At 71.0% G+C, this 26,079-nt stretch carries 27 protein-coding genes; 20 read left to right on the top strand and 7 right to left on the bottom strand.

Features of this window, described 5'->3' with window-relative positions; all coding sequences use genetic code 11:
* Positions 1 to 49: 49 nt before the first annotated feature.
* Positions 50 to 2,008, bottom strand: a complete 1,959-nt coding sequence (locus Pmi06nite_RS07340; RefSeq protein ID WP_239113741.1) for a DUF2264 domain-containing protein — start codon at positions 2,006 to 2,008, stop codon at positions 50 to 52.
* Positions 2,009 to 2,328: 320 nt separating this feature from the next.
* Here Pmi06nite_RS07340 and kdpF point away from each other — a divergent pair, with 320 nt between their 5' ends.
* The 7 genes from kdpF (at position 2,329) to Pmi06nite_RS07305 (ending at position 10,386) form a co-directional block, all read left to right on the top strand.
* Complete coding sequence (gene kdpF, locus Pmi06nite_RS07335; protein ID WP_203952107.1) at positions 2,329 to 2,418, top strand: K(+)-transporting ATPase subunit F; 90 nt, start codon at positions 2,329 to 2,331, stop codon at positions 2,416 to 2,418.
* Positions 2,418 to 4,079: a potassium-transporting ATPase subunit KdpA gene (kdpA, locus tag Pmi06nite_RS07330; protein WP_203952106.1), complete on the top strand. Its 1,662-nt coding sequence runs from the start codon at positions 2,418 to 2,420 to the stop codon at positions 4,077 to 4,079. Before kdpF ends, kdpA begins: the two co-directional genes overlap by 1 nt.
* A 2-nt stretch (positions 4,080 to 4,081) precedes the next feature.
* Positions 4,082 to 6,244 carry a potassium-transporting ATPase subunit KdpB gene (kdpB, locus tag Pmi06nite_RS07325; protein WP_203952105.1) on the top strand — a complete coding sequence of 721 codons (2,163 nt, stop codon included), beginning with the start codon at positions 4,082 to 4,084 and terminating at the stop codon, positions 6,242 to 6,244.
* Positions 6,244 to 7,131, top strand: a complete 888-nt coding sequence (locus Pmi06nite_RS07320) for a potassium-transporting ATPase subunit C (RefSeq protein WP_203952104.1) — start codon at positions 6,244 to 6,246, stop codon at positions 7,129 to 7,131. Before kdpB ends, Pmi06nite_RS07320 begins: the two co-directional genes overlap by 1 nt.
* A 160-nt stretch (positions 7,132 to 7,291) precedes the next feature.
* Complete coding sequence (locus tag Pmi06nite_RS07315; RefSeq protein WP_203952103.1) at positions 7,292 to 7,960, top strand: response regulator; 669 nt, start codon at positions 7,292 to 7,294, stop codon at positions 7,958 to 7,960.
* Positions 7,961 to 7,969: 9 nt separating this feature from the next.
* Entirely contained in the window at positions 7,970 to 9,826 is a 1,857-nt protein-coding gene (locus tag Pmi06nite_RS07310) for an APC family permease (RefSeq protein ID WP_203952102.1), read from the top strand.
* Positions 9,823 to 10,386 carry a hypothetical protein gene (locus Pmi06nite_RS07305; protein WP_203952101.1) on the top strand — a complete coding sequence of 188 codons (564 nt, stop codon included), beginning with the start codon at positions 9,823 to 9,825 and terminating at the stop codon, positions 10,384 to 10,386. The genes Pmi06nite_RS07310 and Pmi06nite_RS07305 overlap by 4 nt, the downstream gene beginning before the upstream one ends.
* 151 nt (positions 10,387 to 10,537) lie before the next feature.
* On the opposite strand, the gene Pmi06nite_RS07300 is transcribed toward Pmi06nite_RS07305, so the two are convergent.
* Positions 10,538 to 10,798 (bottom strand): SAV_915 family protein, encoded by a 261-nt coding sequence (locus Pmi06nite_RS07300; protein WP_203952100.1) that lies wholly within the window; start codon positions 10,796 to 10,798, stop codon positions 10,538 to 10,540.
* Between the two features lie 191 nt (positions 10,799 to 10,989).
* On the opposite strand from Pmi06nite_RS07300, the gene Pmi06nite_RS07295 reads away from it, so the two are divergent.
* The 5 genes from Pmi06nite_RS07295 to Pmi06nite_RS07275 all read left to right on the top strand — a co-directional run bounded on the left by Pmi06nite_RS07295 (position 10,990) and on the right by Pmi06nite_RS07275 (position 16,424).
* Positions 10,990 to 12,207: an ROK family transcriptional regulator gene (locus Pmi06nite_RS07295; protein ID WP_203952099.1), complete on the top strand. Its 1,218-nt coding sequence runs from the start codon at positions 10,990 to 10,992 to the stop codon at positions 12,205 to 12,207.
* Positions 12,208 to 12,318: 111 nt separating this feature from the next.
* A complete protein-coding gene (locus tag Pmi06nite_RS07290) occupies positions 12,319 to 13,227 on the top strand; it encodes an alpha/beta fold hydrolase (RefSeq protein WP_203952098.1) in 909 nt (302 codons plus the stop codon).
* Positions 13,228 to 13,291: 64 nt separating this feature from the next.
* Positions 13,292 to 14,725, top strand: coding sequence for an aldehyde dehydrogenase family protein (locus Pmi06nite_RS07285; RefSeq protein ID WP_203952097.1), 1,434 nt, complete (start codon positions 13,292 to 13,294; stop codon positions 14,723 to 14,725).
* Positions 14,722 to 15,387: a ThuA domain-containing protein gene (locus Pmi06nite_RS07280; protein WP_203952096.1), complete on the top strand. Its 666-nt coding sequence runs from the start codon at positions 14,722 to 14,724 to the stop codon at positions 15,385 to 15,387. The genes Pmi06nite_RS07285 and Pmi06nite_RS07280 overlap by 4 nt, the downstream gene beginning before the upstream one ends.
* Positions 15,384 to 16,424 (top strand): hydroxyacid dehydrogenase, encoded by a 1,041-nt coding sequence (locus tag Pmi06nite_RS07275; RefSeq protein WP_203952095.1) that lies wholly within the window; start codon positions 15,384 to 15,386, stop codon positions 16,422 to 16,424. Before Pmi06nite_RS07280 ends, Pmi06nite_RS07275 begins: the two co-directional genes overlap by 4 nt.
* Positions 16,425 to 16,427: 3 nt before the next feature.
* Here the strand turns inward: Pmi06nite_RS07275 and Pmi06nite_RS07270 are convergent, their stop codons facing one another.
* Positions 16,428 to 17,015: a DUF4396 domain-containing protein gene (locus Pmi06nite_RS07270; protein ID WP_203952094.1), complete on the bottom strand. Its 588-nt coding sequence runs from the start codon at positions 17,013 to 17,015 to the stop codon at positions 16,428 to 16,430.
* A gap of 243 nt (positions 17,016 to 17,258) precedes the next feature.
* Between Pmi06nite_RS07270 and Pmi06nite_RS07265 the strand changes: the two genes are divergently transcribed.
* The gene (locus Pmi06nite_RS07265; protein ID WP_203952093.1) at positions 17,259 to 18,071 is read left to right on the top strand and encodes an N-acyl homoserine lactonase family protein; all 813 of its coding nucleotides are present in this window, start codon (positions 17,259 to 17,261) and stop codon (positions 18,069 to 18,071) included.
* Between the two features lie 112 nt (positions 18,072 to 18,183).
* Positions 18,184 to 20,157 (top strand): hypothetical protein, encoded by a 1,974-nt coding sequence (locus Pmi06nite_RS07260; protein ID WP_203952092.1) that lies wholly within the window; start codon positions 18,184 to 18,186, stop codon positions 20,155 to 20,157.
* A 218-nt stretch (positions 20,158 to 20,375) separates the two neighbouring features.
* Here Pmi06nite_RS07260 and rpsR read toward each other — a convergent pair whose 3' ends face one another.
* Both rpsR and Pmi06nite_RS07250 read right to left on the bottom strand, forming a co-directional pair.
* Positions 20,376 to 20,600 (bottom strand): 30S ribosomal protein S18, encoded by a 225-nt coding sequence (gene rpsR, locus Pmi06nite_RS07255; RefSeq protein ID WP_203952091.1) that lies wholly within the window; start codon positions 20,598 to 20,600, stop codon positions 20,376 to 20,378.
* Positions 20,597 to 21,748, bottom strand: a complete 1,152-nt coding sequence (locus Pmi06nite_RS07250; RefSeq protein ID WP_203952090.1) for a CobW family GTP-binding protein — start codon at positions 21,746 to 21,748, stop codon at positions 20,597 to 20,599. The genes rpsR and Pmi06nite_RS07250 overlap by 4 nt, the downstream gene beginning before the upstream one ends.
* Positions 21,749 to 21,810: 62 nt before the next feature.
* Between Pmi06nite_RS07250 and rpmG the strand changes: the two genes are divergently transcribed.
* The 5 genes from rpmG to rpmF are packed head-to-tail and all read left to right on the top strand — an operon-like array spanning position 21,811 to position 22,936.
* The gene (gene rpmG / locus Pmi06nite_RS07245) at positions 21,811 to 21,975 is read left to right on the top strand and encodes a 50S ribosomal protein L33 (protein WP_203952089.1); all 165 of its coding nucleotides are present in this window, start codon (positions 21,811 to 21,813) and stop codon (positions 21,973 to 21,975) included.
* 2 nt (positions 21,976 to 21,977) lie between these two features.
* A complete protein-coding gene (locus tag Pmi06nite_RS07240; protein WP_203952088.1) occupies positions 21,978 to 22,223 on the top strand; it encodes a type B 50S ribosomal protein L31 in 246 nt (81 codons plus the stop codon).
* Positions 22,223 to 22,459, top strand: coding sequence for a 50S ribosomal protein L28 (rpmB, locus tag Pmi06nite_RS07235; RefSeq protein WP_203952087.1), 237 nt, complete (start codon positions 22,223 to 22,225; stop codon positions 22,457 to 22,459). Before Pmi06nite_RS07240 ends, rpmB begins: the two co-directional genes overlap by 1 nt.
* Positions 22,459 to 22,758: a 30S ribosomal protein S14 gene (gene rpsN, locus Pmi06nite_RS07230; protein WP_203952086.1), complete on the top strand. Its 300-nt coding sequence runs from the start codon at positions 22,459 to 22,461 to the stop codon at positions 22,756 to 22,758. The genes rpmB and rpsN overlap by 1 nt, the downstream gene beginning before the upstream one ends.
* Before the next feature lie 7 nt (positions 22,759 to 22,765).
* Positions 22,766 to 22,936, top strand: a complete 171-nt coding sequence (gene rpmF, locus Pmi06nite_RS07225) for a 50S ribosomal protein L32 (protein ID WP_203952085.1) — start codon at positions 22,766 to 22,768, stop codon at positions 22,934 to 22,936.
* A 63-nt stretch (positions 22,937 to 22,999) separates the two neighbouring features.
* Here rpmF and Pmi06nite_RS07220 read toward each other — a convergent pair whose 3' ends face one another.
* A complete protein-coding gene (locus tag Pmi06nite_RS07220) occupies positions 23,000 to 24,541 on the bottom strand; it encodes an FAD-dependent monooxygenase (protein WP_203952084.1) in 1,542 nt (513 codons plus the stop codon).
* Positions 24,542 to 24,630: 89 nt separating this feature from the next.
* Here Pmi06nite_RS07220 and Pmi06nite_RS07215 point away from each other — a divergent pair, with 89 nt between their 5' ends.
* Positions 24,631 to 25,359, top strand: a complete 729-nt coding sequence (locus tag Pmi06nite_RS07215; protein WP_203952083.1) for a TetR/AcrR family transcriptional regulator — start codon at positions 24,631 to 24,633, stop codon at positions 25,357 to 25,359.
* Between the two features lie 292 nt (positions 25,360 to 25,651).
* Here the strand turns inward: Pmi06nite_RS07215 and Pmi06nite_RS07210 are convergent, their stop codons facing one another.
* Positions 25,652 to 26,032 carry a winged helix-turn-helix transcriptional regulator gene (locus Pmi06nite_RS07210; RefSeq protein WP_239113740.1) on the bottom strand — a complete coding sequence of 127 codons (381 nt, stop codon included), beginning with the start codon at positions 26,030 to 26,032 and terminating at the stop codon, positions 25,652 to 25,654.
* Positions 26,033 to 26,079 lie beyond the last annotated feature (47 nt).

The following is a 26,079-nucleotide window of genomic DNA, read 5'->3' as shown; positions in this document are numbered from 1 at the left end:
GGGCCCACTCGGCGGGCCCGCCGTACCGTCGTCGCGTCGCGGTCCGGTGTCAGCGGTCCTCGGGAAGACCGGGGTGTCCCCGCTCGCGGAACGCGTGGAGGAGGGCGCCGACGGCCTCCCACGTCGGAGGCGCCGGCCACGCGCCGGGCGGCCCCGTCTCCGGCGAACCGGAGCCGCCGGAGCCGGAGCCGGGACCGCCGGAGCCGTCAGAGGTGCCGGAGGAGCCCGCCGAGCCCAGGACGGCGCAGGCCAGCAGGTGCTCGCCAGGACCGAGGTCGCCGACGAGCGTGGGGATCACCGTGCGGCGGGCGAGGACGTTGGTGCCGGGCAGCGCCCGGACGAGTTCACCCGCCCGGCCGCCGCGCAGGTCCTCGATCACGCACAGCCCGGCGGGGGAGTCGATCCTCGCGTGACCGGGGCCGGACCCGGTCCGATGGGGCGCGGGATCGCGGTCCACGGCGAACGCCCCCTCGGCCGCGTGCAGGACCCGGCCGGATCGGACGCGATGCACGCGGACGTGCCAGGGGGCGAGCGCGAGCAGCCAGGTCTCGACCTCCACGTCCGGCCAGGGGGTCCAGCGGGTGTGGAGCACGCCGTCCGACGCCGAGGAGTCTCCCGGGACCTCGCACGGCCGCCAGTGTGCCCCGTCGTCGCTGAGCGCCAGCGTGCTGTCGAACGCGCCCTGTTCGAGTCCCCACGATCCGGCGGGGACGCTGAAGCCGAAGAGCGTCGAGTAGGCGAACTTGGCGTACTTGGCGGCGCCGTGCCGTACCCAGTTGTGGTGTTGCCGCGCGCTGAGCAGCACCACGTGCCGCCCACCCTCGTCGCGGATCAGCGCCGCGCCCGCCTGCGGCTGGGTGCTGACCGGGGCGAGGCCGGGCGCCTCGCGCTCCTCCGCCGCCCAGAAGGGATGCCCGGCGGGCAGCGCGAGAGGCAGGAACGCCTTCATCGACCAGTACGGAGAGCCCGGTGCGTTGTACTGCTCGGCCAGCATGGGCTGCGTGTAGCCGTACCCGACGGTCAGCAGCCCGCTCGCGTCGCGGATCGGCCGGTCGAGCCACCAGCGCAGATGCCGCATCAGGTGCCCCTTGACCACCGGCCAGGGGAGCGCCTCGACGCCGGCGAAGGCGAGCGCCCCCCAGAACGCGCCCTGCGCGAACCGGTACGTCAGGCTCCTGCCGTACGGCACGGCGGCGCCGTCCGACGCGAACCAGTGCTGGAAGTCCTCCGCGAAGGCGGCGGCCCGCTCCCGGAAACGGCCGGCTCGGCCGGGGTCACGGTCTCCGGCGAGCCGCGCGTAGATCAGCCCGTAGTAGTGCATCGCGAACGGGACGTAGTAGTCGCGCTGCTCGGTCGGGCCGTCGCTGTACCAGCCGCCGCCGAGGTCGAATGACTCCAGCCGGTCGAGGCGCGCGGCGTTCGGCCCGCGGTCGAAGGCGACGCCGACGCGGTCCAGGCCCGACCCCACCATCACGGGGAAGAACTGCCAGTTGTTGTCCACGGGCCGAGCGTCGAGGGCGGCCAGCAGCCAGGCGGCGAGGGCGTCCCTCTCGCGGCCGGTCAGGGGATCCCAGACCTCCTCGGGCGCGAGGGCGAGGGCGAGGCCGAGAGCGGCCGTCTCCACCAGTCGCTGGTCGGTGTCGCCCACCGCCCCCCAGAACTCGGGGTCGCCGGGATCGGTTCCTGCGGCGAGCCCGCGCCGCCACAGGTCCCAGTGGGCGAACTCGCCACCGCCCGCGGCGAGCGGGGCGAGCCCCCACAGAGGCCGGGCGAAGGCCTCGAGTTCCGCGGCGGCGTCGTCGTGGTGCGCGGTGTTGACCCCCAGCCTGAGGCGGGCCCGGCCGGCGCTGAAATGGGGGATCAGCGGCTCCGTCAGCTCACGGACGAGCCGCCGCATGTCGTCCCGGTCGCGTATGGAGGCGGTCGGTTTCCGGGGGCCAGACGGTGACGGGATCACGGCCTTCTCTCGGGGAGTGTCGACGGCGACGGCCGAATGGACAAGTGCCACGAATGTGCTGATTTCGGCCGTCAATGCCCGGGAATCATAACGTCTCGGTATCACCGCCCGGAGTGATCCGTCCGCCGGGGTGTGTGGCGGATCACCGCCGTAGAGATCGCGTCAATACGCGAGCAGCGCCCGTATGGAACCCGTCAAGGAGTGCGGAAGGCCCGAAATATAGGTCTTTGCTTTGTCTGCGCCACCTGTCCTGGTGGCGCGGAGTAATCCTTACGGATCTGAGGAGTGGGGATGGCGGACGTCATCTTCGTCGCCCTGACGATCGCGATTTTCGTGATCTTCGGGCTGGTCGTCAAGGCGGTGGAGCGCCTGTGAGCGCCATCAATGCCATCGGCCTGGCGGTGTCGGCCGCACTTGTGATCTTCGTGATCGCGGCCCTGCTGTTCCCGGAGCGGTTCTGATGAGTCCTACCGCGGCCGGAATAATCTTCATCGTCTCCCTCGTCGTCGCGCTGGCTGTGGTCTACAAGCCGCTCGGTGACTACATGTACCGGGTCTACAGCGGCACCAGGCACAACGCCGCCGAACGCGGCATCTACCGCCTGATCGGCGTGCGCCCCGACCGGGACCAGCGCTGGGGCGCGTACGCGCGCAGCGTGCTGGCGTTCTCGGTGATCTCGATCCTCTTCGTGTACGGCATGCAGCGCCTCCAGGACAAGCTGTTCCTGAGCCTCGGCATGGCCCCCGTCACCGACCACGTCGCGTGGAACACCGCGATCAGCTTCGTGACCAACACCAACTGGCAGGCGTACTCGGGCGAGTCCACCATGGGCCACCTGGTCCAGATGGCCGGCCTGGCGGTGCAGAACTTCGTCTCCGCGGCGGTCGGCATGGCCGTCGCGATCGCGCTGGTCCGCGGGTTCGCCCGCAACCGGACCGAGAACATCGGCAACTTCTGGGTGGACCTCGTCCGCGGCTCCGTGCGCATCCTGCTGCCCATCGCCGTCATCGGCGCCCTGGTGCTGGTCGCGGGCGGCGTGGTGCAGAACTTCGCCTCTCCCCATGACGTGGCGACCCTCGCGGGCGGCACCCAGTCGATCACCGGCGGCCCCGTGGCCAGCCAGGAGGTCATCAAGGAACTCGGCAACAACGGCGGCGGCTTCTACAACACCAACTCCGCCCACCCGTTCGAGAACGCCACCACCTGGACGAACTGGCTGGAGATCTTCCTGATCTTCCTGATCCCGTTCTCTCTGCCGCGCACCTTCGGCCGGCTCGTGGGCCAGAACCGGCAGGGCTACGCGATCCTCGCGGTCATGGGGACGCTCGCCCTCGCCAGCATCGTGCTGACCAACGTCTTCGAGATCGGCGGGCACGCCACCGTGACCCAGGCGATCGGCTCGGCGATGGAGGGCAAGGACGTGCGATTCGGAGTACCCGACTCCGCGACGTTCGCCGCAGCCACCACGCTGACCTCGACCGGAGCCGTGAACTCGTTCCACGACTCCTTCACCCCGCTCGGCGGCATGATGACGATGTTCAACATGATGCTGGGCGAGGTGGCGCCGGGAGGCGCCGGCGCCGGCATGTACGGCATCCTCGTCCTCGCGGTGCTCACGGTCTTCGTGGCCGGGCTCATGGTCGGCCGGACGCCCGAGTACCTGGGCAAGAAGATCGGCTCGCGCGAGATCAAGCTCGCCTCGCTGTACTTCCTCACCACTCCCACGCTGGTGCTCGTCGGCACCGCCGCGGCCATGGGCAACCAGTCGGGGCTCGCCGCGATGCTGAACAGCGGCCCCCACGGGTTTTCGGAGATCCTCTACGCCTTCACCAGCGCGTCGAACAACAACGGCTCGGCGTTCGGCGGTGTCACCGTCAACACCCCCTGGTATGACGTGGCGCTCGGCCTGTGCATGGTCTTCGGCCGGTTCCTGCCGATCATCTTCGTGCTCGGTCTCGCCGGGTCGTTGGCCAGGCAGGCCCCCGTGCCCGTGTCGGCGGGAACGCTGCCCACCCACCGGCCGCAGTTCGTCGGCATGGTGGTCGGCGTCACGATCATCGTGGTCGCCCTCACCTTCCTCCCCGCTCTGGCGCTGGGTCCTCTCGCAGAAGGACTTTCGTAGAAATGGCAACCCAGGTGTCATCACAAGTTGTCGAAAGCCCGGGCCGCGCGCCCGCGCCGCATAAGAAGGACGACAAGGTCGGAGGCGGCCTGCTCGACCCCAAGCAACTCGTCGCCTCCCTCCCCGACGCCGTCAAGAAGCTCAACCCGGTCACGCTGTGGCGTAACCCGGTCATGTTCATCGTCGAAGTCGGCGCGGTCTTCACCACCGCGCTCGCGATCACCGATTCGTCGTTCTTCGCGTGGGCGATCGTGGTGTGGCTGTGGCTCACCGTCATCTTCGCCAACCTGGCCGAAGCCGTGGCGGAGGGCCGGGGCAAGGCCCAGGCCGCGACGCTGCGCGCGGCCAAGCGCGACACGACCGCCCGCCGTCTCAAGGGCTGGAAGCCCGGCTCGTCCGTCTCCCAGTGGGACGTGATCGGGGCACCGGAACTCCAGCAGGGCGACCACGTGGTGGTCGAGGCGGGGGAGATCGTCCCCGGTGACGGCGACGTGGTCGAGGGCATCGCGTCGGTGGACGAGTCGGCCATCACCGGCGAGTCCGCGCCGGTCATCCGGGAGTCCGGAGGCGACCGGTCCGCGGTGACGGGCGGCACCAAGGTCCTGTCCGACCAGATCGTCGTCAAGATCACCCAGAAGCCGGGTGAGAGCTTCATCGACCGGATGATCGCGCTGGTCGAAGGCGCGAACCGGCAGAAGACGCCGAACGAGATCGCGCTCAACATCCTGCTGGCCGCGCTCACGATCATCTTCCTGATCGCGACCATCACCATGCAGCCGCTCGCGATCTACTCCAAGATCGCGAACCCGGGCATCCCCGACTCCCTGGCGCTCAACGCCGACGGCGTCAGCGGCGTCGTGCTCGTCTCGCTGCTGGTGTGTCTCATCCCGACGACGATCGGCGCTCTTCTGAGCGCGATCGGCATCGCCGGAATGGACCGGCTGGTGCAGCGCAACGTGCTCGCGATGAGCGGCCGCGCCGTCGAGGCGGCGGGCGACGTCAACACGCTGCTGCTGGACAAGACCGGCACCATCACGCTGGGCAACCGGCAGGCGTCGGAGTTCGTCCCGGTCGCGGGCGTCAGCGAGCAGGAGCTCGCGGAGGCGGCGCAGCTCGCCAGCCTCGCCGACGAGACGCCCGAGGGCCGTTCCGTCGTGGTGCACGCCAAGCAGGCCCACAACCTGCGGGAGCGGCAGCCGGGCGAGCTGGCCCACGCCGAGTGGGTCGCGTTCACCGCGCAGACCCGCATGTCGGGCGTGAACGTCGACGGGCGGCAGGTCCGCAAGGGCGCCGCGACCTCGGTGATGAAGTGGGTGCGCGACAACGGCGGTCACCCGACCGAGGAGGTCGGCCCCCTGGTCGACGGCATCTCCGGCTCCGGCGGCACGCCGCTGGTGGTGGGCGAGGTCGCCGGCGGCAAGGCCCGTGTGCTGGGCGTCATCCACCTCAAGGACGTCGTCAAGCAGGGCATGCGCGAGCGGTTCGACGAGATGCGCCGGATGGGCATCCGCACCGTCATGATCACGGGTGACAACCCGCTGACGGCCAAGGCGATCGCCGACGAGGCCGGGGTGGACGACTTCCTGGCCGAGGCGACTCCGGAGGACAAGCTCGCCCTGATCCGCAAGGAGCAGGAGGGCGGCCGGCTGGTCGCGATGACCGGTGACGGCACCAACGACGCGCCCGCGCTCGCGCAGGCCGACGTCGGGGTGGCGATGAACACCGGAACGTCGGCCGCCAAGGAGGCCGGCAACATGGTCGACCTCGACTCCAACCCGACCAAGCTCATCGAGATCGTCGAGATCGGCAAGCAACTCCTCATCACCCGCGGCGCGCTGACGACCTTCTCCATCGCCAACGACATCGCCAAGTACTTCGCCATCATCCCGGCGATGTTCGCGGCGGTCTATCCCGGCCTGGACACGCTCAACGTCATGCGGCTGAACAGCCCGCAGTCGGCGATCCTGTCCGCGGTCATCTTCAACGCGATCATCATCGTGGTGCTGATCCCGCTCGCCCTCCGCGGCGTGCGCTACCGGCCCTCGAGCGCGTCCAAGCTGCTGTCGCGCAACCTCTACATCTACGGCCTGGGCGGCATCATCGCGCCGTTCATCGGCATCAAGCTCATCGATCTGCTCATCCAGTTCCTTCCGGGGATGTCGTAATGGACCGTCTGCCCAGCTGGATCCGCCAGCACCTCGCCGCGCTCAGGGCAGTCATCGTGCTGACCCTGCTGCTCGGCGGGATCTACCCACTGGTCGTCACCGGTGTCGCCCAGGCGTTGTTCAACTCCAACGCCAACGGCCAGATCATCGAGAAGAAGGGCGCCGACGTCGGCAGCGCCATCATCGGCCAGCTCTTCACCGACAAGGACGGCAACCCGATCGGGAAGTACTTCCAGAGCCGTCCGTCCGCCGCGGGCGACGGGTACGACATGCTCTCGACCGCCGCGAGCAACCTCGGTCCCGAGGACGTCGTCGACACCCTGCCCGACCCGAACGGAGCCGACGACGACGCGAAGGCGGGCAGCCAGTCGCTGCTCACCACGGTCTGCGCCCGCTCCAAGGCGATCGGCGAGCTGGACGGCGTCAGCGGCGCCCGGCCGTACTGCACCGCCGACGGGGTCGGCGCGGTGCTGAAGGTCTTCCCCGCCGTCGGAACGCCCACCCGGGCGGTCAGTGTCAACCAGGCCTGCCCCGCGACACCCTTCATCGCCGACTACCAGGGCGTGAAGGTGGAGTGCGGCAAGCCCGCCGAGGACTACTCGGCCGGCAGGACCGTGCCCGTCCGGGGCGACGCGCCCACGCCCGCGGTCCCCGCGGACGCGGTCACCGCGAGCGGCAGCGGGCTCGACCCGCACATCTCGGTGGCCTACGCGGACCTTCAGGCGCCTCGGGTGGCCAAGGAGCGCGGACTCGACGTGACGAAGGTGCGGTCGCTCATCGCCGACAACACCACCGGCAGGGCTCTCGGCTTCATGGGCGAGCCCGCAGTCAACGTCCTGGAGCTCAACCTGGCCCTCGACGACCTGGCCTCCGGCACGGGACAGTGACCGCGGTGCCAGGGGGACGCTCCCGCACCGGCTCCGGACTCGTTTCCGGGGCCGGCGCGGGCCTCCGCGGCGGGCGCGTGCCGGGCGGCGACGCCCGGCGGCGGCCCGCCCGGTGCTCCGCGCGGCGCCTGACGCCGCGCGGGAAGGTGCGGAGGCCCTCGTGACGCGCGTTCTCGTCGTCGACGACGAGCCCCAGATCATCCGGGCGCTGCGGATCAACCTGGTCGCCCGCCACTACGAGGTCGCCGTCGCGTCCGACGGCGCGTCGGCGCTCCGCGAGGCCGCCGACTGGCATCCCGACCTGGTCGTGCTCGACCTCGGGCTGCCCGACATCGACGGTGTGGACATCATCCACGGCCTGCGCGGGTGGACCAGCGTCCCGATCATCGTGCTCTCCGGTCGCACCGGGCACCAGGACAAGGTCGACGCCCTCGACGCCGGCGCGGACGACTACGTCACCAAGCCCTTCGGGATCGACGAACTGCTCGCCCGTGTCCGGGCGGTCAGCCGCCGTGTCGTGGCCCAGGAACCGGGACCGGCCGTGATCCAGATCGGTGATCACGCGATCGACCTCGTCGACAAGACGGTCTCCGGCTCCGTACGGCTCACGCCCACGGAATGGCATCTCCTGGAGATCCTCGTGCGCAACCCCGGCAAGCTGGTCAGCCAGCGGCAACTGCTGACCCGGGTCTGGGGCGCGGGGTTCGTCAAGGAGACCAACTACCTACGCCAGTACATGGCCCAGTTGCGCAGGAAGCTCGAACGGGATCCGGCGCATCCTGCCCACCTCATCACGGAACCGGGCATGGGCTACCGCTTCAAACCCTGAGAGGACACGATGTCCGCAGTAGCGACCCCGGCGGTCGCGCCCGCCGGAGACGAGCCTGCCGATACCGGTGAGAGGCACCGGCTGACAGTGGTCGGGGGCCTGGCCGCGCTCTCGCTGGACGCGATGGCGTCGGTGGCGTACGGCCCCGAGGCGATCGTCGTGGTGCTCGCCGTCGCGGGGGGTGCGGGACTGGGCTTCGCCCTCCCGATCACGCTGGGGATCGCTCTGCTCCTGGCCGTGCTGACCCTGTCCTACCGGCAGGTCATCGCGGCTTTTCCTCAGGGCGGCGGCGCCTACGGCGTGGCCAGGACCCACCTCGGCCGTCCGGCGGGCCTCGTCGCCGGGGCGAGTCTCATCGTGGACTACGTGCTCAACGTCGCGGTCTCCGTGGCCGCGGGCGTGGCGGCGCTCACCTCCGCGTTCCCCGGGCTTCTGCCGTACACCGTCTGGTTGTGCCTGGCGGTCCTCGCCGTGGTCACCGCGATCAACCTGCGGGGCATCGCGCACAGCGCCCGCGCCTTCATGGCGCCCACCGCCCTCTTCGTCGGGGCGATCCTGCTGGTGATCGTCGCCGGTCTGGTCCGCGGCGAACCGGCGACGGCCGTCGAGCACACCGCGCAGGCGCACAACCTGGAGGCTGTGGGCGTCCTGCTACTGCTCAAGGCGTTCGCGAACGGCTGCGCGGCGCTGACCGGCGTCGAGGCGATCGCCAACGCGGTCCCGTCCTTCAGGACGCCGCGCGTCAGGAGGGCGCAGAACGCCGAGGTCGCCCTGGGCGCGCTGCTCGCGCTCATGCTGATCGGCATCGCCGTCCTGATCGGCAAGTTCGCCATTCATCCCGTCGGCGGGGTCACCGTGCTCGCGCAGGTCACCCAGGCGTCCGTGGGCGACGGGCCGCTGTTCTACCTGGTGCAGTTCGTCACCGTGATCCTGCTGGCGTTGGCGGCCAACACCTCCTTCGGCGGCCTGCCCGTGCTGGCCCGGCTGCTGGCCCAGGACAACAACCTGCCGCACCTGTTCGCGGTGCGCGCCGACAGGAACGTCCACCGGTACGGCATCGCCTTCCTCGCGGTGACCTCGGCCGCGCTGCTGGTCGCTGCCCGCGGCGAGATGAACCTGCTGGTCCCGCTGTTCGCCATCGGGGTCTTCGTCAGCTTCACGTTGTCCCAGGCCGGCATGGTCAGGCACTGGGTGACGAACCGGCCCGCCGGGTGGCGGCGGCACGCGGCGCTGAACGGGTTCGGCGCGCTGCTGACGTCCGTCGCCGCGATCGTGGTGACGATCTCGAAGTTCGCCGAGGGCGGCTGGCTGATCGTGGTGGCGCTTCCGGTGATCGTGCTGGTCATGACGCGGATCAACCGGTCGTACGCCCGGATCGGGACGCGCCTCGAGCTCGGCAGGACCCCCGCCCCGCCCCGGCCGCGCCGGTCGCTCGTGGTGGTCCCCGTTCAGCAGGTCAACCGGCTCACGCGTGACGCGCTGTCCGCCGCGCTCTCCCTCGGCGACCGCGTGGTGGCGGTCAACATCGCCCATCCCGAGAACGAGGAGGGGAGCCGCCGATTCGGCGAGGACTGGGCACGCTGGGCGCCCGACGTCGAACTGGTGCGGCTCTTCGACGCCCACTGGCGGCTGGACGAGCCCCTCGTCGGCTACCTCGCGAGCGTTCCGGAACCCCACGTGTTCGTGCTGATCGCCGAGGTCGAGCCCGAGCACGTCTGGCAGCGGCTGCTGCAGAACCAGCGCGGCGTGATCTTGGCCCGCGCGCTGCGCCGCCGTACCGATGTCGTGGTCTGCCGCATGCGGTTCCGGATCGGCGGTCCGGGCGAGGACGTGGAAGGCGGCCGGCGCGAGAAGACGGTCAGATGAGTCCCCGCATCTCCGGGCATGACTTCGGCGACTCCGCCGGAGGGTCTCCGGGAGCGGGGACGAACGCGGGCGCGCGGTGGAGCGTGGCGGCCATGGTGATCGTGCTCGTCGGCTGTGTGACCGGTGTCGTCGCCTGCTTCGTCATGACGCGTGCAGCGGACGCGTATCCCGCGAGCCACCGGCGGGTCACCGCCCGCATCGTGCGGGTGGTCGGGCCTCCGGGCGGCGGCGGGCGGTCACTGCCGGCGCCGGGAGCGGATGTGGAAGTGTCGTGGACGGGCCGGGACGGGGCCGTTCACACCGGCAGGACGCATATGGGCCCGCTTCCGGACCTGAACGGTCCCGTCCGCGTGTGGACCGACGCGGGGGAACGGCTGGACTGGGGTCCCCCGGGAAACGGCACGATCATCCTGGGATCGGTGCTCGGGGGACTCGCCGCGGCGAGTGCCGCATGGTCGGCCGGTCAGCTCCTGCGCATCGGACGGCGGTCGTGGACGGCGCGGCGGGCCGTGGCCGGTTGGGAGCAAGAATGGAAGGACATCACCGCCAAAAGGCGGTGATGTCCTCTGCAGGGCTGTTCTGCTAGCGCCGCGGCTCAGCCCTGCGGCTCGGGTTCGCTCACCGAGGGCTCACCGAGGCGAGCGGTCAGGAGCGTCGCGATCGACGTGGAATCCTCGTCCTGGTCGGCCAGGTCCTGTTCGAGGACGCACATCAGGCGGTACGGGCGACGGGCCGGGACATGGTCCCGGCGGGGTCGATGACGATCCCGATGACGTCGAGATCGTTGATCATGCACCGAAGGGCGGGTTCGCTGAGGCGGATCCATTCCTGGTCAGTGCCGAGCACCTTGGCCAGCCGTAGCGGCGAGGTGAAGGCCACTGAGGTCTTCTTGCCCGATGCCGTACGGAACAGGCGAAGGGAAAGGGAGAGCGTGCCGTGGTTGACGGGCACATATAAAGGATCTTCCAGCATGGGTCGCCTCCAGGGAGAACTCGTACAAAGAGGACGCTAGACCCGGATTTCCGTCTAAAGCCCGTTCGCTACGGAATTCCGACGTGATCCGCGCGAACGCTGACGCCTCGTTGACGCACCGGGGGGAGGGCCGGATCCACGGGCCGGGCGGGGATCTCGGACGCGGCCGGTGCTCTGGCAGAATTCACCGTGTGACCCGCGCGGTGCAGCAGACGACACGCGACCTGCGTCGCCACAACCGGTCCGCGGTGCTCTCCCGCCTGTACGTCCAGGGGCCGACGAGCCGCCAGGATCTGACGAAGGCGTCCGGGCTGAGCTCGGCGACGGTGAGCAACGTCGTCTCCGACCTGATCAACGACGGCGTGGTCGCCGAGGCGGGGCTGGTGGGCTCGGACGGCGGCCGTCCGCGCACCCTCATCCAGGTACGCGGCGAGTTCGGCCACGTCGTCGGGGTGGACATCGGTGAGACCCATGTCCAGATCGGGCTGTTCGACTACACGCTCGAGACCTTGGCGACCGCCACCTACTCCGTGGCCGCCACCAGGCTGGAGCCCGAGTCGGTCGCCGGCCTCGTGCTCGCCGGGGTCGAGGAGGTCGTCTCCCAGGTCGGCGTCGAGACGGGCAGCCTGCTCGGGATCGGCGTCGGCGTCCCCGGCGCGGTGCAGATCGGCGGGCGCGAGCTGGTGTACGCCCCGACCCTCGGCTGGTCGGCGGTGCCGCTGGCCGACATGTTGCGCAGGGATCTTCCCGTGCCCGTCTACCTCGACAACTGCGCCCGCACGCTCGGGCAGGCCGAGATGTGGCGTGGAGCCGGCCGCGGGGCGCGGCGGGCGGTCGTCGCGCTCCTCGGCGTCGGTGTGGGAGCCGCCGTGGCGACGTCGTCGGAGTCGTTCCGCGACATGGCCGGCACGACCAGCACGACCAGCGAATGGGGCCACACGGTCATCAACGTGGACGGCAGGCCGTGCAGATGCGGGTCGCGCGGCTGCCTGGAGGCCTACGTGGGGGCGGAGGCGGTCCTCGACGACTACCTGGCGCTCCCGGACGCCCGGCCGTTCGAGTCGGAGGGCACCGAGGCGCGCCTCGCGGAGCTCGTGGCGCGTGCGGAGGACGGCGGCGGCGCGTCCCAGGTCCTCGGCAAGACCGCGGAGTATCTCGGCATCGGCATCGCGAACCTGATCAACCTGCTCAGCCCCGACCGGGTCGTCCTGTCCGGATGGGCGGGGGAGACCATGGGCCCCGCGATCCTGCCCGCCGTCCGGGAGACCGTGCGGCGCCACGCGCTCACCTACATGTACGGCCAGGCCCGCATCGAGCTCGGCCAGCTCGGGCAGGAGGCCGTGGCGCTGGGGGCCGCCACGTTGCCGGTGGTCCAGGTGCTGGCGAGCGGAGGATCGCTCCGCGCCTAGCGGCACGGCGTCCAGCGAAACGGCGTTGAGCGGCACGGCGCCCGCCGTCCCGCCCGGCGGTCGGCGAAACCCACTTGCCATGATCGTCACGCGGTCGTGAGGATGGGGGCCATGCCTGCTTTCACCGCTCCCGACGGCACCGAGCTCGTCTACCACGTGACGGGTGAGGGCGAGCCGCTGATCTGCCTGCCCGGCGGCCCGATGCGGGCCTCCGCCTACTTGGGCGACCTCGGCGGGTTGTCGGAGCACCGCCGCCTGATCATGCTCGACCTGCGCGGCACCGGCGACTCCGCCGTCCCTGCGGACCCGGCGACGTATCGGTGCGACCGGCAGGTCGCCGACGTCGAGGCCCTGCGCGAGCACCTCGGGCTGGACCGCGTCGACGTCCTCGCGCACTCCGCCGGCGGCGATCTCGCCCTGCTGTACGCGGCCGCGCATCCGCGTCGCGTCCGGACGCTCATCCTGGTCACGGCCCGCGCCCGCGCCCTGGGCGTGGACTTCACCGAAGAACACCGGCGGGAGGCGGCCGCCCTGCGCGTGGCCGAGCCCTGGTACGGCGCCGCGTACGACGCCTACGAAGCCGTCTGGGCCGGCTCGGCCACCGACGCCGACTGGGACGCCGTCGCCCCGTTCTTCTACGGCCGCTGGGACGCGGCCGCCCAGGCGCACGCCGCGGCCGACCTCGAACAGAGCAACCTGGAGGCGGGAGAGCTGTACGCGTCCGCCGGCGCCTTCGACCCCGGTGCCGCGTGCGCCGCCGCGGCCGCGCTGGACGCGCGGGTCCTGGTCCTCGCGGGCGAGCTGGACGGCACCCCGCTTCCCCGCGTCGCCGCCGTCGTCGCCGGGATGTTCCACCGGGCTGAACTGGCCGTCCTGCCGGGCGCCGGCCACTTCCCGTGGCTCGACGACCCGCGTGGCCTCACCCGTGTCGTGGCGGCGTTCCTCGACGCGGACGGGCCGTCCGCCGCAGAGGAGGGGCAGCCGGGATCGGCGGTTGACCTTCGAACGAATGGTACTTAGCTTAAGTCGTGGACTAAGTATCGCGACCCTGGTGCCGCGCACCGGAAGATCCATCGGAGTTCGAATGCCATCTCGTCATGCCGACGGCCACCTCTACATCGACGGCGCCTGGCGTCCTTCCACGTCGGGCCGCTTCGCCGATGTGGAGGAGAAGGCGACCGGCGCTCGAATCGGGCGCTACGCCCTGGGCGACGCGACAGACGTCGACCAGGCCGTGGCCGCGGCCCGCGCCGCGCAGCCCGGATGGGCGGCCCTGTCCGCGCCCGAGCGCGCCGGCTACCTGCGCCGGATGGCCGAGCACCTCCAGGGCCGTTTCGAGGAGCTCGTCACCCTGAGCATGCGGGAGACCGGAGGGGTGCGGGCCAAGGGTGAGGACGAGGTCTCCACGACGATCCGCCAGCTCGGCATCTCGGCGGTGCAGGCGACGGAGAACGCCGGGGAGATCCTGCCGCCCTACAAGGCGGGCAAGCTCTCGCTCTCCCGGGTGGTGCCCCTCGGCGTGCTCGGCATCATCACGCCGTGGAACTACCCGATGAACCTGGCCATGCGCGCGGTGGCGCCCGGCCTGGCGTTCGGCAACACGATCGTGCTCAAGCCCGCGGAGCTCACGCCCGTGATCGGCGGGCAGGTGCTCGCCGAGGCGGCCGACCACGTGGGCCTGCCGCCGGGCGTCCTCAACGTGGTCACCGGCGACGGGCCCGGAGCGGGATGGCCGCTGGCCACCCATGACGGCCTGGACCTGATCGACTTCACCGGCTCGCGCAAGGTCGGCCTGGACATCGCCGCGTCGGCCGCCGCGACCCTGCGGCCCATCCGCCTCGAGCTCGGGGGTGACAACGCCTTCCTCGTGCTCGCCGACGCGGACGTGGACCTGGCCGCCTCCCTCGCGATGGTCGCCTCCCTCGAGTTCCAGGGCCAGACCTGCATCAGCTCGAGCAGGCACATCGTGGTCCGCGACGTGGCCGATGAGTACATCGCGGCGGTGACGCGCCGGGTCGAGGCCCTGCGCGTGGGCGACCCGCTGTCCGGCGAGGCCGACCTCGGCCCGCTCATCAGCGCCGCGCAGCGCGACCGGGTGCACCAGACGATCGTCGAGCCGTCCATCGCGATGGGCGCCAAGCTGGTCGCGGGCGGGACCTACGACGGCCTGTTCTACCGGCCGACCGTGCTGACCGGCGTCACGCCGGACATGCCGGCCTTCACCGAGGAGATCTTCGGCCCGGTCGTCCCGATCACGGTCGTGGACACCGAGGAGGAGGCCGTCGCCCTGACGAACGGGTATCCGATGCTGATGAACTCGGTGTTCACCGCCGACCTCATGCGGGGCATGCAGGTGGCCGAGCGGTTGCAGGCCGGCGAGGTGCACGTCAACGACGCGCACGCCCGGCACGGCGCCGAGAACCAGATGCCGGGCTTCACCCGGCGCCAGTGGATCGGCGTCCAGCGCACGCCGCTCGACGTTCCCGCCTGGACCGCCGACCCGGCGGGCCGGCAATGAGCGACGGGAGCCGCCGGGCCCTGGTCGTCCGCGGCGGCTGGGAGGGCCACGTGCCCGTCGAGGCCACGGAGCTTTTCATCCCGTCGCTCACCGAGGCCGGGTTCGACGTGACCGTCAGCGAGGATCTGGACGTCTACACCGATCCGGAGCTCATGGCCGCGACGGACCTGGTCGTCCAGTGCTGGTCGATCGGCAGGCTGACCAGGGAGCAGAGTGCCGGCCTGGTCTCGGCCGTGTACGCCGGCACTGGCTTCGCCGGCTGGCACGGAGGCGTGGTCGGGACCTTCGGCGACAGCCACGACTACCTGAGGATGGTGGGCGGGCTGTTCCTCTGGCACCCCGAAAACTTCCTCGACTACGAGGTCACGATCGTCCCCGGCCAGGCCGCCCACCCGATCGTCGCGGGTCTCGCGGACTTCACCGTGACGACCGAGCAGTACTGGATGCTCACCGACTCGCTGAACACCGTCCTGGCCGGCACCACCTTCACGCCCGAGGACGGCGAGCACGGGGGAGAGCCCGTCGACATGCCCGTGGTGTGGACCCGCAGATGGGGCGCCGGAAAGATCTTCTTCTCGGCGATCGGCCACCGGGTGGCCGACCTGGAGCAGCCGGTCGTCCGGACGCTCACCGAGCGCGGCCTCGTCTGGGCGGCACGATGAGCGCCCCGCTGGGCGGTTCGGCGGGCCGCGCCGATCCCGGCGCCGTCGTGCTGGCGATGCCGCCCGGCCTGCCCGACAGGCTCTTCCGGGGACCGGGCGCGGATCGGCTCCGCGCTCTGGTCGGCCCCGACTGGGGGCCGCCCCTCACCGGGTTCGACTCCGCTGAGGCCCTCGACCGGCTCGCGCGGGCACACGTCCTGCTCACCGGCTGGGGCAGCCCGGTGATCGACGACAGGGTGCTCGACCACGCGCCGCGCCTGCGGGCCGTCGTCCACGCGGCGGGCACGGTGAAGAGCCACGTCTGCGCCGAGGTGTTCGAGCGAGGCGTCCTGGTGAGCTCGGCGGCCGACGCGAACGCGGTCCCGGTCGCCGAGTACACCGTGGCGATGATCCTGCTCGCCAACAAGGCGGTCCCCGCGATGGCCCGCGAGTATCGCGCACGGCGCGAGGCGATCGACCTCATCGGCGAGTATCCCGACATCGGCAACCACGGCAAGACCGTCGGCCTGGTGGGGGCGTCGAAGATCGGCCGCAGGGTCGCCGAACTGCTCCGGCCGTTCGATCTCGAGGTGCTGGTCAGCGACCCCTACCTCGACGAGGCCGGAGCCGCCGCGCTCGGGGTGCGGAAGGCCGGTCTCGACGACCTCTTCGCGTCCTGCGACGTCGTGTCCCTGCACGCGCCCGCGATCGAGGAGACGCGGGGGATGGTGAACGCGTCGCGCCTCGCGGCCATGCGCGCGGGCGCGACACTGATCAACACCGCGCGGGGGTCGCTGGTCGACCACGACGCCCTCGTCGCCGAGTTGCGGCGCGGCCGCATCTCCGCCGTGCTCGACGTGACGGAACCCGAGATCACCCCGCCGGACTCGCCGCTGTGGGAGCTTCCGAACGTGGTCCTGACGCCCCATGTCGCCGGATCACTGGGCAACGAACTGGCTCGGCTAGGTTCGCAGGCCCTGGACGAGGTGTTCCGGGTCATCGACGGCGAGCCGCTGCGCCACCCCGTCGATCTGGCGGCTCTGCCGGTCACAGCTTGAACATCAGTGGTAGGCGTGTACGACGGCGTGGCCCCGGCCCCTGCCGATGATCCACTTGTTGACCGGCGTGGTGACGACGAAGGCCAGCGCCAGCGAGGCCGCGAGTGCACCCCAGAACAGCCCGGTGGCCAGGCCCGCGTCCATGGCGCCGGGAACGACCACGATGAAGCCGTTGTCCACGATCTCCATGATCAGGATGGAGAGCGTGTCCGCCGCGATCGCCAGCCGTACGGCCTGCCGCCAGTCCACGCCGGCGCGGAGCAGGCCCCGCAGGGTCAGCGCGTAGCCGAAGAAGAACGCCAGGGCGACCGAAAGGATCAGCGTCGCCGCGTTGCTCCAGGACAGCGCCGTGCCGATCACCATCCCGAGCACCTCGCCGATGGCGCATCCGGTGAGGCAGTGGAGGGTCGCCGAGGCGGCCGTCCGCCAGGTCGCCGGCTGGGGCCCGTGCCCGTGCTCGTGCTCCCCGTGCCCGTGCTCCGTGTGCTCGCTGTGCGGGTGCCCCGCGTGGCGGTGCTCGGCGTGGACGGCCGGTGAACCGCCCGGTGCGGGGTCGTGAGTGGGGGTCGGCTCGGGTGCGGATCCGGACATGATGATCTCCCTCTGGCTCCGTCGACGTGCTCAATATACCCCCCAGGGGTACATGATGGTCGCACTCTGTCCGGGCAGGTGCACGCGGTCCGCGGCCCTGCGGAGCCCGGGGGTACCCTGCGCACATGACGCCCGAGGATCAGGCCCCGCAGAACATCCCGCACGACACGAGCGCACTGGTCACGCTCGCGCCGACCTCTCTCGACCTGGCGGCGCCGGCCGCCGGACGGGTGGGCTGAGGCCATGGGAAGCGGAGTCCGGCGGATCGTCCTGCTGACACTCGGCTGGGAGGATCTGCCCAAGACGGTCTCGGTGCACGGCGACACCTCGGGGGCGCGGCTGCGCGAGCCCGTGCCCGGGGTGCTGCTCCAGGTCGACGGCGGCTGGGTGCTGCTCGACACCGGGTTCAACACCGCGCTCATCCGCGACACGGCTCTCGCCCGGCGGTTCTACCAGCGGCCGGAGTACCTTCCCCTCCTCCCCGGCCCGGGTGAGCCGCTGGAGGAGACGCTCGCCGAGGCGGGCATCCCGATGGAGGAGATCCACGCGGTGGCCGTCAGCCATCTGCACCTCGACCACGCGGGAGGGCTTAAACACTTCGCCGGCCGCGTGCCCGTGCACGCCCAGCGGACCGAGTTGCGGTACGGCCTGTCCGACGCGGCGGAGGCGCACGCCATCTTCCGCATCGACTTCGACGACCCGCGCATCGACTGGCGCCTCGCCGACGGGGAGGCGGAGATCGCTCCGGGGGTGACCGCCGTGCCGACGCCGGGCCACACCCCGGGACACCAGAGCTTCGTCGTCGACCTGGACGAGTCCGTGGGCGGCGGCGGCTTCGTCTTCGCCTTCGACGCGGCCGACCTCACCGAGAACATCGACGGGGAACTCGCGGTGGGCGGATTCATCGACTGCGAGCCGGAGGCCACCGTCGAGCAGATCAGGAAACTGAAGAAGATCGCCGAGGCGAAGGGGTATCCGCTGATACCGGGGCACGACCCGGTGGCGTGGCCTGCGTACACCGCCGAGTTCGCGCGGCGCTTCCCCGCTTCCCGCTGACGGCCGCACGGCCCCGGTTCTCCGTCCAGGCCGGGCTCGTACGGCGGAGCCTGGGTGCCATCCGGACTCCGTCGGCGCGACGGAACTCGTGGTGCTGGATAGCCTTTCCCGCATGTTCGACGGTCTCGATCACGTGCCCTGGCATGACCTTGTCTACGCCTACTGGGGTAAGGCTGACATGCCGTCCCTGTTCCGTGCCCTGCTGGACGAGGACGAGGCGTTCCAGGCCGCGGACGAACTGCTGAACGAGCTCTACCACCAGGGCGGGTTCGTGTGCTCAGCAGCGGTGGCCGCTATGCCGTTCCTCTTGGAAGCCGCGGAGTCGGCCCGGGTTCCCTGCCGCGGCGAGGTTCTGGAGATCGTGGGGAGTCTCGCGTTGACGGCGCGCGAGGTCGCCGCGCGCTGGATCGCCGACGGCTGGGCGGAGGCGTGGGCGGAGGCCGTGCCCCGGCTGCTCGTTCTCCTGGACGACGGCGACCCCAAGGTGCGCCGGGCTGCGACCTCGGTGCTGGAGGAGGCCGTCGCCTGGGCCGACGAGGTCGTTGCAGCCATCCGTCGCCGATGGTCCGCGCAGGACGGAGTCACCCGGCTGGATCAGGTGCTCGTGGTGGGCTCGCTCGCCCGCTCTCTGACGGCAGCAACCCTCCCCGAAACCCTGCTCTGGCTCCGCGAGCTCACTCACGATCCGGACGAGCAGCTGAGATTCGCCGCCGCTTCGGCCCTCAAAGAGGCTCTGCCGGGCCGCCCCATCGAAGTCGAACCGGTCGTGACGGCTCTATCCGGGGACCTGTCGGCCTGGTCCGGCAGCGAACGCTTCTCAGGGACTCCCGCATTATCGGTCCGGTGGGCGATCGATCGGCTGGGCGATGACCTGGACGCCAGGGAGGAGGTCTGCCTCGCGCTGATCGCGCATCCCGATCCCGGCCGCCGTCGCGGTGCCGTCCATGCCGCGGCCAGTCTGCTCTCGGTCTCGCGTCGTCCTCGCCGTCTCCTCCCGGCTCTGCGGGAAGGCGCCGTCGATCCCGACGCGGAGACACGCACCGGAGCACTGCATCTTCTCGCCGCGCACGCCCAGCCCGGAGGGCAGGACGCGGACCTGTTCGCCGGGCGCCTGGACGACCAGGCGAACGTCTCCAGACTTCCGGTGGTCGCTGACGTGGCCGTCTGGGGCCTGGCCTGGTCGGGCGATGAACGCTGCGTGCCAGAACTGGCGGAACGGATCGGCCGGGAGCGGCCGGGGTTGCCTCTGTCGTCCATGCGCACCGGGAAGACCCTCGGGTACCCGATGTGGACCCCGTCGCTCCAGGAGATCCTCGCTCCCTGCTCCGGCTGGGCGCAGACGCTGCTCCCTGTGATCCTCCGGCGGCTCCACCCAGATGTGGAGACGCAGTTGGGAAGGGCACTCCTGCAGACCCTCGAAGCCTGGGGTCCCTCCGCGGCCCCGGCGGTCTCCCACATCACCGGGCTGCTCGACGGGCGACTGCGGCATTGGGCGGCTGAAGCGCTCGGTGCGATCGGCCCGGACGCAGCGTCCGCCGGACCGGCCCTGCGGGACCTGCTGGGCGACCCCGAAGCGGGCCTCGACAATTCGGCGTTCCGTAGTGGAGCGGCCGTCGCCGTCCCGTGGGCCTACTGGCGGGTGACTGGCGATCCCGAACCCGCCCTGCGGGCCCTCGGCCCCCGGCTCGGCGAATGGCACCTGGCCACCCGCCGCCTGGCCGACCTCGGCGCGCACGCGTCCGGGCACGTGTCGACTCTCCGCTTGCTCGCCGGGGCCCTCGAACCATGGACCGCCGTGGAGGCGGCCCATGCCCTCATCAGGATCACCGGTGACATCGCCGAAGGCGGCCACGTCCTCATACGTCCTGTAGCGGATCTGCTCGAGGGCAAGGCGATGCCCGTCGTCCGGGCCTGCGTCCGTTACCTGGCCGGGCACGAGGATCTCCCCGGTAGGTACCTCTCGACGATGGAAGCGGTCCTCGCTGACGACCGCCGCCACAGCTGGGACGGCGGCTGGGCAGCCATTCACGACGATCTGGAACTTCGGGCCGTCCTCCAGGCAACCGTGGAGAGAGCCCGCCTGTAGCAGAACCCCTGTCCCTCATCGGTCCAGGGGCGCAAGAGCGGTGTGGGGGTTCGCTCAGCGTCGCCGGCTCACCAGCACGGACGTGCCCGTCCACTACCCGTACTGAGACGCCTCGCGGCCGTGGCGACGCCACACGTGGATCCCGCCGGAACATCGTCCCGGCGGGATCCGCTTATGAATCTACGATGTAAAGGCCTCGGCGGCGGAACGCCGAGGGCTCAGCGGGCGCGGGAGGAGTAGGGGAGCAGAGCCATCTCGCGAGCGTTCTTGATGGCCCGCGCGACCTGCCGCTGCTGTTGGACGGTCACCCCCGTGACCCGGCGGCTGCGGATCTTCCCGCGGTCGGAGATGAACTTCCGCAACAGGTCGGTGTCCTTGTAGTCGATGTAGCCGACGCCGAGCAGGGGGTTGGACTTCTTCCGCGGGACGCGACGGGGCTTCATGCGATCTCCTCCAGATCGAGGACGGCGGCGAACGGGTCGTCGTAGGCGGCCCAGACATCGGGCCCGGCGAGGGACTCCTCGGGGGTGAGCAGGCAGGAGTCGAGCAGCGTGTGGATGCGCTCGCGGTCGAGCTCGGGACCGGTGAAGACCAGGTGCTGGACGCGGTCGCCCACCGTCGGCGCCCAGTCGAGGGCGGCGGCCGTCCGGCGCGCGGGTGAGATCAGCTCCCACGCCGCGTCGGGCAGCGCCGCCAGCCACGGGCCCGCGTCCTCGACGGAGACCACGCCGGCCACCGCGTCCCAGGCCAGCAACCGCTCCGGCCGTGTGGCCAGCCAGAAGCGGCCGCGGCTGCGGACCGATTCCGTCACCAGTTCGTCGACGGCCTCGAACAGGCGGTCCGGGTGGAGCGGGCGCAGGCGGTGCCAGACGACCGTGGTGATCTCGTCCGTCACCGCCTCGCACGGCAGTTGCGCGGTCGCCGGGTCGACGCGCGCCGCCAGTTCCTCGGCCCGCACGGCCGCGCCCGTCACCTCGGGAAGCGGTCCGTCCACCAGAGTGACCGGGGTCAGCGGGGTGAGGTGGCCCAGCACCGCGCGCGTCAGCTCCACGTCCCCCTCGTCACCGTCGCCGCGGTGGACCATCAGGCCCGTGGCGTACTCGATCTGCCGCGCGAGCACCTCGGCCAGGTAGCGCTGGTCGCCCTGCGCGGCCTGCCGGCCGACCTCGGAGAGACGATCGGCCCGGGCGATGTCGACGGGCATGTGCACGGAGTCCAGCGCGGTCAGCACGGCGGTGACCCGGAGAAGGTCGCGCGCCTCCTCGCAGTCGAGCGCTTCGGCGACCGATCGGGGCTCGACCGAGTCCCACAGGTCAGCGATCAGCAGCGAGGCCGAGGCGGCCTGCCGTACGAGCTCGGGGACGAGATCCTCGCGGACCGTGCAGGTGACGCAGCCGTGGGCCAGCCGGACGTCGGTCCTGTCACGTATCCGGGAGGCGTCGCGGACGACCCGCTCCACCCGGCCGCGAGTCACGTCGCGGAGGTCGTGATGGACCGCGACGGAGCCGGGGTGGGCGCGGAGCAGCCGATCGACGGCGGCGGTCCTGGCCGAGTCGTGCAGCCCCGCGACGAGGACAACAGGGACGGACACGAGGTCTCCCTTCAGGAATAAAACGGTTATCATTTTCATTCTACGACTCGAAAGGAGCTGGAGTGGCCAGAAACGAGGTGCGTCCCGTGATCAAGCTGCGTTCGACCGCGGGAACCGGCTACACCTACGTGACCCGCAAGAACCGGCGCAACGATCCCGACCGGATGACCCTGCGCAAGTACGACCCCATCGCCCGGCAGCACGTGCTGTTCAGAGAGGACCGATAACCATGAGGAAGGGCATCCACCCCGAGTACCGTCCGGTCGTCTTCCGCGACCCGAGCGCGGACTTCGCCTTCCTGACGAGGTCGACCGTCACCAGTGACAAGACCGTCGAATGGGAGGACGGCAACGTCTACCCCGTGGTCGACGTCGACGTGTCCTCCGCGAGCCACCCGTTCTACACCGGTCGCGGGCGCGTGCTCGACACCCAGGGCCGCGTCGAGCGTTTCCGGCAGCGCTACGGGAGCCGGTGATGTCGGCTCGCTGCCAGCTCACCGGGGCCGCACCGGTCTTCGGTAACAACGTCTCCCACTCCCACCGGCGCACCCGGCGCCGATGGGAGCCCAATGTCCAGCGCAAGCGCTACTGGCTGCCGAGCGAGGGCCGGTTCGTACGGCTCACGCTGACCGCCAAGGCGATCAAGACCATCGACAAGATCGGCATCGAGCGGGCCGTCGCGCGGATCCGGGCCAGGGGAGAGAAGATCTGATGGCCAAGAAGAGCAAGATCGCGGCCAACGAGCGCAGGAAGGCGGTCGCCGCCCGCTACGCCGGCCGCCGTGCCGAGCTCAAGGAGGTCGTCAGGACGGGTTCCGCCGAGGAGCGTGCGAGAGCCGTACGGGAGCTGAGCAGGCAGCCGCGTGACGCCAGCGCCACGCGCGTGCGGAACCGGGACTCGGTCGACGGCCGGCCTCGGGGCTACCTGCGCACGTTCGGGCTGTCGCGGATCCGCTTCCGTGAGATGGCCCACCGGGGAGAGCTCCCCGGTGTCACCAAGTCGAGCTGGTAGGAGAGACATGGCCGTCCCCAAGCGGAAGACCTCCCGCAGCAACACCCGCAGCCGTCGCTCCCAGTGGAAGGCGAAGGCCCTCGACCTGGTGCCCATCGTGGTCGACGGGCAGCGGATGCTCGTGCCCCGGCGCCTCGTGAAGGCCTACCACGCCGGACTCATCGCCCCCCGGGCGTAGTCCGCGACACCCGCGGGGCCCGGCGCATCCGTCGCCGGGCCCCGCGGCATGCCGGTGGCGTGGTCAGGCGGGCGTGCCGAGCCAGGTGGTCAACGCCGTGCGGAGGCCGTCTGTGTCGGTTTCGCCGAACGCGACCCACACGATGTGGCCGTCCGGACGGACCAGCGCGGCCATCGGCTGATCGGGGAACGCGGTCGGCCGCGCGGTCACGACCGTGACCCGGTCGCCCCACGCCTCGGCCACCGCGGCGGCGCCCGTGTCCACGTCGAGCAGCACCGCGCGGCCGTCACGGAAGCGTCCGGCCAGGGTGGTGCCGTCGTCGAGCGGCAGGTCGGGCACCCGGCGGCCGATCAGCGGGTGATCGCCGGGCAGGTCGTAGAGCTGCCAGTCCCCGCTGATCATCGACACCACGTGTGTGGCCCCGTCGGGCGTGTCGAGCAGGTCGGCCATCACGTCGCGCAGCGCGTCCGCGCGCGGCCCCTGTGCCGCGCTCAGCGCGGTCTGCGCCATGCTCCACCTCTGCACCCACGCGCCGATCGGGTGACGCTCGGCCGTGTATGTGTCGAGGAGCGAGTCCGGCGCCGCGCCGCGCGCGACGAGCGCGAGCTTCCACCCGAGGTTGACCGCGTCGCCGATGCCCAGGTTCATGCCCTGCCCGCCCGCTGGTGAGTGCACATGCGCCGCGTCCCCGCACAGCAGCACCCGGTCCCGCCGGTAGGTGGCGGCCTGCCGGGTCGTGTCGGCGTAGCGGGTGGCGACGTACACGTGGGTGACCCGCACGTCGGTGCCGCTGACCCGGCGCAGACTGGCCTGCATCTCCTCTGCCGTGACGGGGGCCTTGCGGTCGGCGGGCGCGGCGTCGTACTCGACGGTGTGCACGCGGGGCGGGCCGTCGCCGTCGGCCCAGCCGCCCAGCGTGTAGGAGCCGTTCTCGCCCTGCTGCCAGCCGCCTGCGATGAGCTTCTCCGGGGCATCGAGGTCCACGACGGCCTGGCGGCCGGTGAACACCGGGTCCACGCCAGGGAAGTCGAACCCGGCGAGTGCGCGCACGGTGCTGCGCCCGCCGTCGGCGCCCACCAGCCACGCCGCCCGGACATCGCCGTTTCCGGTGTGGACGGTCACGCCCTCGGCGTCGGTGTCGAACCCGGTCAGCGCGACTCCCCGACGCATCTGCGCGCCCAGTGCCGAGGCCCGCTCGCTGAGGATCGCCTCCAGGTCGGCCTGACTGATCACGCCCGCGCCGAGGAATTCCTCGCCGGGGCCGGGTGGCTTGAGCCGGTCGACGCGGATGCCGATTCCGGCGAAGTGCCCGGCGAAGATCTCCGGACGTTCGCCCGATTCGCCGGCCGCGAACTCGGCGGGGGCCTCGGAGGTCGCGCCGATCCACATGATGGCGGCCTTCTCGACGGCGGGCAGCAGACCACGCAGGTGCAGCGTGTGCACCGATGGCGTGTTGACAGCACGGGCACCCATGGACCCGAACCGGGACGGCGGCGTGTCCGCCTCGCGTTCGAGGACCAGCACACGAGCGCCGCCCAACCGGAGTTCGCAGGCCAGCAGCAGGCCCACCGGACCCGCGCCCGCCACCACCACGTCGTAGTCCATTTCTCCACCTCAAAACCCGGGCACACTGTTCTCGGTATTGTCACGCTAGCCAACTGAGTACAGTGTTCGCAATAGGCGAGGAGGTGGGAGTGCCCGCGAATGACCACCCGGTGATCTGGATGCGCCCCGAACACGGGACGCGTGGTCCGAAACCCACCCACAGCAGGCGGGACGTGGCGGCCGCCGGGATCAGGATCGCCGACGCGGAGGGGCTCGACGCCGTGTCCATGCGCCGGATCGCCGCCGAGCTCGGCACCGGGACGACGTCGCTGTACCGGTACGTGTCGAAGAAGGACGACGTGCTGGAGCTGATGGGCGACGAGGTGATGGGAGAGCTGCGCGGCACGACGCTGTCGGGCGACTGGCGGGCCGACCTCCGCACCATCGCGCGCTTGCTGCGGCAGACGGGGCTGCGGCACCCGTGGCTGCCGGCGCTGTCCTCGGGCCGCGCCAACCACGGCCCGAACAGCCTCCATTGGATGGAGCTGACGCTGTCGGTGTTCGACGGCATGGACCTGGACACCGACGAGATGCTGGCCAACCTCGGCACGCTCTCGGCGTTCGTGCTCGGCCACGTGCTCGGGGAACTGGGCGACCAGGAGGCGGCGCGACGGTCCGGGCTGACCCATGAGCAGTGGCTGGAGCAGCAGGGCGAGTACGGCCCGACGATCGTGAACAGCGGCCTCTACCCGCGGTTCACCAGAGTGATCATCGAGGCGGAGACCCCGCACGCGGCCGACCGTCAGGACCGGGGCTTCGAGGCGGGGCTGGAGCGGATACTGGACGGTCTGGCTGCGCACCTGCCGGCCCAGAGCTGAACCGGCGTGCCCGACCGAGAGGGCCGACCGGGAACGCGGCCGTGGCCTTCCCATCAGGAAGCGTGACGGCGCAGGCGTGACCGCGGCATCGTTGCCGAGAAATGCTCATTTAACGGCAATTATGTGCGAAGACATGGTCATCTGCACAATGCTCTGAGTCGCGCGCGAATTCAATCGGACAATTGCTGAACGCAAGCGAACATCATGTGCCGATGTCGAGGACCTTTTTCGTTTCGGTTTCCCGGCGAGGCCGAGGGCGGGCGGGATCGGGGCCCGAGGGCTTCCCGTGGGGTCAGCGGGCGTCGAACGCCTTGCGGTTCGCCTCGATCGCGGAGTGGTTCTCGCTGACCCAGGCGGCGAGGGCGAGAACGGGTTCGAGCAGGGTCTCGCCCAGCCGGGTGAGCTCGTACTCCACCCTCGGGGGAACCTCGGCATAGGCCGATCGGGTCACCAGTCCGTCGCGCTCCAGATGGCGCAGGTTGAGGGTCAGCATGCGCTGGGAGATCCCCTCGACGGCCTGGTGGAGTTCGCCGAACCGCCGCGGCCCCCGCTGGAGCGTGCCGATGATGAGCAGGCTCCACTTGTCGCCCACCCGGTCGAGGACCTCGCGCACCATCGGACCCTCGCTCGAGATGCGGTCGCATGGGTTCGGCGACTGTTTCCGGTCCGCCATCGCATCTCCAGGTCCGTGAGGGCAGAGAATGGTGAATTCGGCCCGTC

The organism is Planotetraspora mira, from assembly GCF_016863275.1.
GTDB lineage: Bacteria > Actinomycetota > Actinomycetes > Streptosporangiales > Streptosporangiaceae > Planotetraspora > Planotetraspora mira.
This window is presented reverse-complemented; position numbering and strand designations above follow the sequence as displayed.

Excerpts from the sequence above, each read along its gene's own strand:
- kdpA (WP_203952106.1), top strand. The coding sequence starts at position 2,418 with ATGAGTCCTACCGCGGCCGGAATAATCTTCATCGTCTCCCTCGTCGTC.
- kdpB (WP_203952105.1), top strand. The coding sequence starts at position 4,082 with ATGGCAACCCAGGTGTCATCACAAGTTGTCGAAAGCCCGGGCCGCGCG.
- Pmi06nite_RS07320 (WP_203952104.1), top strand. The coding sequence starts at position 6,244 with ATGGACCGTCTGCCCAGCTGGATCCGCCAGCACCTCGCCGCGCTCAGG.
- Pmi06nite_RS07310 (WP_203952102.1), top strand. The coding sequence starts at position 7,970 with ATGTCCGCAGTAGCGACCCCGGCGGTCGCGCCCGCCGGAGACGAGCCT.
- Pmi06nite_RS07305 (WP_203952101.1), top strand. The coding sequence starts at position 9,823 with ATGAGTCCCCGCATCTCCGGGCATGACTTCGGCGACTCCGCCGGAGGG.
- Pmi06nite_RS07300 (WP_203952100.1), bottom strand. The coding sequence starts at position 10,798 with ATGCTGGAAGATCCTTTATATGTGCCCGTCAACCACGGCACGCTCTCC.
- Pmi06nite_RS07290 (WP_203952098.1), top strand. The coding sequence starts at position 12,319 with ATGCCTGCTTTCACCGCTCCCGACGGCACCGAGCTCGTCTACCACGTG.
- Pmi06nite_RS07285 (WP_203952097.1), top strand. The coding sequence starts at position 13,292 with ATGCCATCTCGTCATGCCGACGGCCACCTCTACATCGACGGCGCCTGG.
- Pmi06nite_RS07280 (WP_203952096.1), top strand. The coding sequence starts at position 14,722 with ATGAGCGACGGGAGCCGCCGGGCCCTGGTCGTCCGCGGCGGCTGGGAG.
- Pmi06nite_RS07275 (WP_203952095.1), top strand. The coding sequence starts at position 15,384 with ATGAGCGCCCCGCTGGGCGGTTCGGCGGGCCGCGCCGATCCCGGCGCC.
- Pmi06nite_RS07270 (WP_203952094.1), bottom strand. The coding sequence starts at position 17,015 with ATGTCCGGATCCGCACCCGAGCCGACCCCCACTCACGACCCCGCACCG.
- Pmi06nite_RS07265 (WP_203952093.1), top strand. The coding sequence starts at position 17,259 with ATGGGAAGCGGAGTCCGGCGGATCGTCCTGCTGACACTCGGCTGGGAG.
- Pmi06nite_RS07260 (WP_203952092.1), top strand. The coding sequence starts at position 18,184 with ATGTTCGACGGTCTCGATCACGTGCCCTGGCATGACCTTGTCTACGCC.
- rpsR (WP_203952091.1), bottom strand. The coding sequence starts at position 20,600 with ATGAAGCCCCGTCGCGTCCCGCGGAAGAAGTCCAACCCCCTGCTCGGC.
- Pmi06nite_RS07240 (WP_203952088.1), top strand. The coding sequence starts at position 21,978 with ATGAGGAAGGGCATCCACCCCGAGTACCGTCCGGTCGTCTTCCGCGAC.
- rpmB (WP_203952087.1), top strand. The coding sequence starts at position 22,223 with ATGTCGGCTCGCTGCCAGCTCACCGGGGCCGCACCGGTCTTCGGTAAC.
- rpsN (WP_203952086.1), top strand. The coding sequence starts at position 22,459 with ATGGCCAAGAAGAGCAAGATCGCGGCCAACGAGCGCAGGAAGGCGGTC.
- rpmF (WP_203952085.1), top strand. The coding sequence starts at position 22,766 with ATGGCCGTCCCCAAGCGGAAGACCTCCCGCAGCAACACCCGCAGCCGT.
- Pmi06nite_RS07220 (WP_203952084.1), bottom strand. The coding sequence starts at position 24,541 with ATGGACTACGACGTGGTGGTGGCGGGCGCGGGTCCGGTGGGCCTGCTG.
- Pmi06nite_RS07210 (WP_239113740.1), bottom strand. The coding sequence starts at position 26,032 with ATGGCGGACCGGAAACAGTCGCCGAACCCATGCGACCGCATCTCGAGC.